Genomic DNA, 5,196 nt, shown 5'->3' with positions numbered 1-5,196 from the left:
GGCTTGCCAACTGCAGGGCTACCGAAAGCCCGCCCCGTACTGCGAAGCAGTCAGGGTCGGGTAGTTTACTTGCTAGACCCCCAGGATCAGGCGAGCTGCAGCGAACTGAGTTAACCTCAGCAACGGCTACAGCCCATAGAAATCCGGCCCGGATCCCTCGTAGCTGGGGTTGACCCGCAAGTTTAAGTGGGGACAGATGATCTCGCAGGTGCGGCACTGGATGCAGTTTTCCAAAGACATGGCATGGGAGCGGATGCCATTTTGGTCGCGGATGTGGTGTACCTCTGCTGTGCAGTCGGCAACGCAGGGGGTGGGGCGATTCAGCTTGTCGTAGGTGGCGATGCACCGGCGGCAGGTTTCGGCGTCGAACTCCAGGATGTGACGGTTACCCTCGGGGTAGCGGGGATCCGCGAAAAAAACCGCATCGGGCCGCGAGAAATAGCCCGGTCGAGCGGCCAATTCCTGGGGAGCCAAGGTTGTGGGGGCCACAAAATCCGCTTGAATGGCAGCGTGGGGGGCCACATAGCCTCGCGGGGGTGGCTCGCTGGGGCTGACCCGCCCGGTGAGCAGGGTGTAGGCGCGCAGAGTTTCTCGTCCGCGGCGAACGGGATCCTGTAAACCCCAGCGCAGGGATCCCAGCCAGGGGTGGCCGGCATCGACGCTGCGGCACACCTGAGGTAAATATTCTTCCAGCAGGCGGGAGTTTTCCAAAAAAGCCTCGCGGAAATAGCGACTGCGGTAGAGGTTTTGCCCCACCGCACTTTCCATCACCGCCCTTTGGTAGTCGGCCTGGATGCGCAGATCCCCTTTCAAGAAGCCATCGTGAATGAGGCCCGCCGCCAGATAGCCGGTTTCCATGGCATTGTCCACCCCGGCCAAGCTGCCCACATCCAACACCCCCAGCGCATCCCCCAACAGCAGGGCTCCCTCAACGCCAAACCGGGTGGGCAGGCTGTGGTAGCCCCCTTCGGGAATCACGGCAGCCCCATATTTGAGCAACCTGCCGCCAGCAATTAGGGACTGGATCCAGGGGTGAGCCTTGAACTCCTGCAGACGTTGCTGGGGGTTGAGGTTGGGGTTTTTGCTGTCGAGGCCGATGATCAGACCTAAGGCCAGGCGATTGTCTTTGAGGCCATAGACGAAGCCGCCGCTGAAGCTGCCATCCAAAACCGGGTAGCCCAGGGTATGCCACACCTGCCCCTGCAGGGACTGGGGGATCTGCCACACCTCTTTGACCCCCACCGACCACAGTTGCGGGTTGGGGCGCAGTTGAAACTTCTCGATGAGATCTTTGGAAATGAAGCCTTTGTCGCCAAAGCAGGTGAGTTCGGCAAAGATGCAATCTTCGTAAACTTGGCCAGAATCGCTTGCCCGTACCCCGATCACCCGCTCCCCCTCGTAGAGGATTTCATGGGCGGCAAAGCCGGGGAACACATCGAGGGTAACATTTGGGATCCCTTTGGCTTTTTCCTGCAGGGTTTCGGCCAGCCAACGGATGACGTGGCTGAGGGTGAGAATGAACTGCCCCTGCTTGCGAAATCCCGGCGGGATCACCGCTTCCGGCAGATCCCAGCGCTGTTGGGATCCCAGCACGCTCAAGTGATTGGCTTCCACCCGGCCTTCGTGGGGAAATCCTTGGCTTTCAAAATCGGGGAAGAGCTTGGCGATCACTTGGAGGTTGCAGATGGCGCCACTGACGATGTGACCGCCGAATTGGCGGGCTTTTTCCAAAATGGCAATAGAGATTTTCAGCCCAGAGAGCTTGGCCAGATCCAAAAGGCGGTGGGCCAAGATCAAGTTGGAGGAGCTTCCCCCCACCAAAAGAAGGTCGTAGCGGATGGCTTCACTCATAGTCCCCCACACGGTAGCTCTGGATACCCTGCCTGTATCCTAAAAAGGGGAAGGGGAAAGGGGGCAAAACTTTAGACCTTCTCAAGCCTCTGGTGCGAGCCCCCAGCAAGATGATCGTCGTCGGCCTAATGTCGGGCACTTCGGTAGACGGGATCGATGTAGCCATCGTCCACCTGGAGGGTGACGATTCCCTACAGTGGGAGTTGATACATTTCCAAACAATCCCCTATTCCCCAACGCTGCGGGCGGAGATTTTGCGGGCTGCGAATCCCAAAACCGGCACGGTAGATCACATCTGCACCTTGAACTTTCGCTTGGGTCGAGCTTTTGCGGCAGCGGCCTTGCAAGGGATCCAGGCGGCCCATCTCACCCCCCAACAGATCGATCTCATCGGCAGCCATGGCCAAACCCTTTGGCATAACCCCAGTGGGCCAGAAGCTTCGACTTTGCAAATCGGTGAAGCTGCGGTGATTGCCGAGCTGACCGGGATCCCGGTGGTGAGCAATTTTCGGGCGCGGGACATGGCGGCAGGAGGTCAAGGCGCACCTTTGGTAGCTTTTGTGGATTGGCTGCTGTTGAGGCATCCCCACCTTCATCGTGTGGCCCAAAACATCGGCGGCATTGCCAACCTCACCTATCTCCCCAGCCTCTGCAGTGGGGGATCCCCCTTGGCCTTCGACACTGGCCCCGGCAACATTTTGATCGATCTGGCGGTGATGCGGGCCAGTCAGGGACATCAAGCCTTTGATCGCGACGGAAAATGGGCTGCCCAAGGCCAGATCCACTGGGAAAAAATTACAGAATGGATGCGGGATCCCTATTTTCAAAAGGCACCGCCCAAAACCACTGGCCGAGAGTATTTTGGATCCCTTTATTTAGAGCGAATTTGGCCCCAATTTATATCCGCCCACGACTGTATTGCCACCCTCACGGGGTTTACGGCCTGCTCCATTGCCCAAGCCTATAGGGACTTTTTGCCCGCGACCCCAGATCAAGTTATTCTCAGCGGTGGCGGCACCCAAAACCCTGTTCTCATGCAACTGCTGCAGGAGCAACTGCCGACCACAACCCTGTTGACTTCCGACCAAGTGGGGATCCCTTCTGAGGCCAAAGAGGCTCTTGCCTTCGCAGTATTGGCCTATAAAACCTGGCAAGGTAAGACCAACAATTTACCGGAAGCAACTGGGGCAAGACATGCTGCCATCTTGGGCCAAATCACACCCTCTTGTCGTAACCAGTCCTAACTCATCTGTATCGTTATCTCCAACAAGCTTGAGCCATTCCTCATACTCCCGAGGAAAGAGAAATGTCCGGAATTGCGGCGGAGCCTCTGCCGAATCCAGATCTCGCTAGGATGTCACGCAAGGCTGAGAAAAGCGATAAAGTTACCTTGCCAAGATCTATAAATCAAAAGCCCTAGTTCTTATGAAGGATCGTCCTCTGCCTCCACTTCTGCTGGCAATCATGATTTTTAATTTCTTCATTCTCTTTGGCTGTAGTGTTGTCCGGCATCACCTGTTTCAGTCTGGAGGATATGATCTTGGCATCTTCGACCAATCCATCTATCTAATCAGTCGGGGAGAGGTTCCGTTTTCGACCATTCGAGGGATCCATATCCTTGGAGATCATGCGGCCTTTATTCTCTACCCTATCAGCCTCTTGTATCGCATTGTCCCCTCGGTCTATTGGCTGTTTGGGCTCCAATCCCTGGCGTTAACCTTGGGAGCATTGGCTATTTATCACCTTGCACTTCAGGCCAAGGTCGATCCCAGCCAAGTGATGGTGATTGCCACAGCCTATCTTCTCTATCCGGCCATTTTTAACGCCAACCTTTTTGATTTTCATCCAGAGGTCATAGCTGTTCCTCTTTTCTTGGCGGCTGTGCTCTGCATTCGCTCTGGAAAATTGAGGGGGTTCCTTCTCTGTTTGAGCGGCATTCTTGGCTGTAAGGCGGTGTTATCTCTCAATGTTGTTGCTCTGGGAGCCTGGCTGTTGTTTTGGGAAAAAGGACGAATTCAAGAACGCTGGCAATGGCGCTGCCAAGTGGGCGGCTGGACGGCAATTGCAGCAGGATCGGCTTGGTTTGGGATAGCCACTTTTGGGGTCATTCCTCACTTCAGCGGCAGCGAGCCGGCAGCCGTTTCTCATTACGACTATCTAGGGAATTCTGTTGCGGAAATTGTTCAAGGTTTAATCTTGAGACCGATGCTGGTTTTGAGCAAAGTCTTCTCTCTGGACACCCTGTTTTATGGATTTTTATTGGTTGCGCCTTTGGCTTGGGGTCTCTCTTGGCGGCATTGGGATCCCTGGATCCCTGCCCTGCCTACCCTGGGTTTGAATATACTCTCCAGCAACCCCGCCTATCGAGATCTGGTGCATCAGTACGCTTTGCCTATCGTTCCTTTCTTGTTCTTAGCTGTCATCGAGAATGTGAAAAATCACCTCTTCCAGAGCCATTTTATAAAAGATGGAAAACTGCCCCTGATCTGGTCTTCGCTGGCCTTTTTGGCCTTGGGGAAATACACCTTTTTCGGCTCGATTTATCTCAGCTCCCTGGACACTTGGCAGGCAACCCGACAGGCTCTTGCCCAGATCACCACCCAAGGGGGCGTCCTCACCACCCACGAGATCAGCCCTCACCTCACCCAGCGACCTGTAATCTACTTTACAGACGAGGGCCGCTTCAATGGATCCCCGCCCTCTCAGTGGGATCCCTTTGATTATGTGTTGCTCAACACCCGTCATCCGGGGTGGCGCAGCAGTCCAGAGTTTTCCCGTGTCCTGATTGAAGCTTTACAGAAGGAAACTCAATTCCAGCTTCTGTACCACCAAGATGGGGTGTATTTGTTCTCTAGGTTACGAAAAGACCTCTAAGAATCGCATAAGAATCGCAATTCTAAGGACTGCAGACTACTTTATTGGCACTTGATCTATCTACTTGATCTAATTGACTTAAACCAAGTCTTCTTCTCGTTGCAACAAATGATTAAGAAACTTTTGTAGTGCCTATCCTCATGCGCGAATAGAGTAGCGCAGGGGTTAGGTGCTGTTTTATAAGACTCGCCAAGTTTCTAAACAAAACTTGTCAAGACAAGAGGAGAAGTCAACGTGAGTATCCATTCGCATGGCCCTAAGCTTCGTCCTGGGGACGAGCCTATGTGTAACCACTCTCCCAACCCCACCTTCAGCAGCATCCTGGAGAGCCGTTTGCAGCGGCGTCAAGTGTTGCAGGGGGGAATTGCTGCGGCGGTGGCCACCTTTTTTGGCTTGCCTGCGGTAAACTACCCGGCTCCGACCGCTAAGCGGTACGGAGCGGGCTTTCAGTAGCCCTGAGCCTGCTCTGCT

General features: G+C 54.8%; 4 protein-coding genes. 3 read left to right on the top strand and 1 reads right to left on the bottom strand.

From position 1 onward, the window contains the following. Nucleotides 1-126 precede the first annotated feature (126 nt). Nucleotides 127-1,851: an electron transfer flavoprotein gene (locus NW840_RS06095; protein WP_414343078.1), complete on the bottom strand. Its 1,725-nt coding sequence runs from the start codon at nt 1,849-1,851 to the stop codon at nt 127-129. Nucleotides 1,852-1,943: 92 nt separating this feature from the next. Between NW840_RS06095 and NW840_RS06090 the strand changes: the two genes are divergently transcribed. The 3 genes from NW840_RS06090 to NW840_RS06080 all read left to right on the top strand — a co-directional run bounded on the left by NW840_RS06090 (nt 1,944) and on the right by NW840_RS06080 (nt 5,178). Beyond that, on the top strand, nt 1,944-3,095 hold the full coding sequence (locus NW840_RS06090) for an anhydro-N-acetylmuramic acid kinase (protein WP_414343077.1): 1,152 nt from the start codon (nt 1,944-1,946) through the stop codon (nt 3,093-3,095). A 181-nt stretch (nt 3,096-3,276) separates the two neighbouring features. Then, complete coding sequence (locus NW840_RS06085; RefSeq protein ID WP_414343075.1) at nt 3,277-4,725, top strand: DUF2079 domain-containing protein; 1,449 nt, start codon at nt 3,277-3,279, stop codon at nt 4,723-4,725. 282 nt (nt 4,726-5,007) lie between these two features. Beyond that, the gene (locus NW840_RS06080) at nt 5,008-5,178 is read left to right on the top strand and encodes a hypothetical protein (protein ID WP_414343072.1); all 171 of its coding nucleotides are present in this window, start codon (nt 5,008-5,010) and stop codon (nt 5,176-5,178) included. The last annotated feature ends 18 nt before the right edge of the window (nt 5,179-5,196 follow it).

The organism is Synechococcus sp. R5-13 (genome assembly GCF_047462015.1).
GTDB lineage: Bacteria > Cyanobacteriota > Cyanobacteriia > Thermostichales > Thermostichaceae > Thermostichus.
Note: the sequence above shows the minus strand (reverse complement) of the source record. Positions and strands in the feature narration are given on the sequence as shown.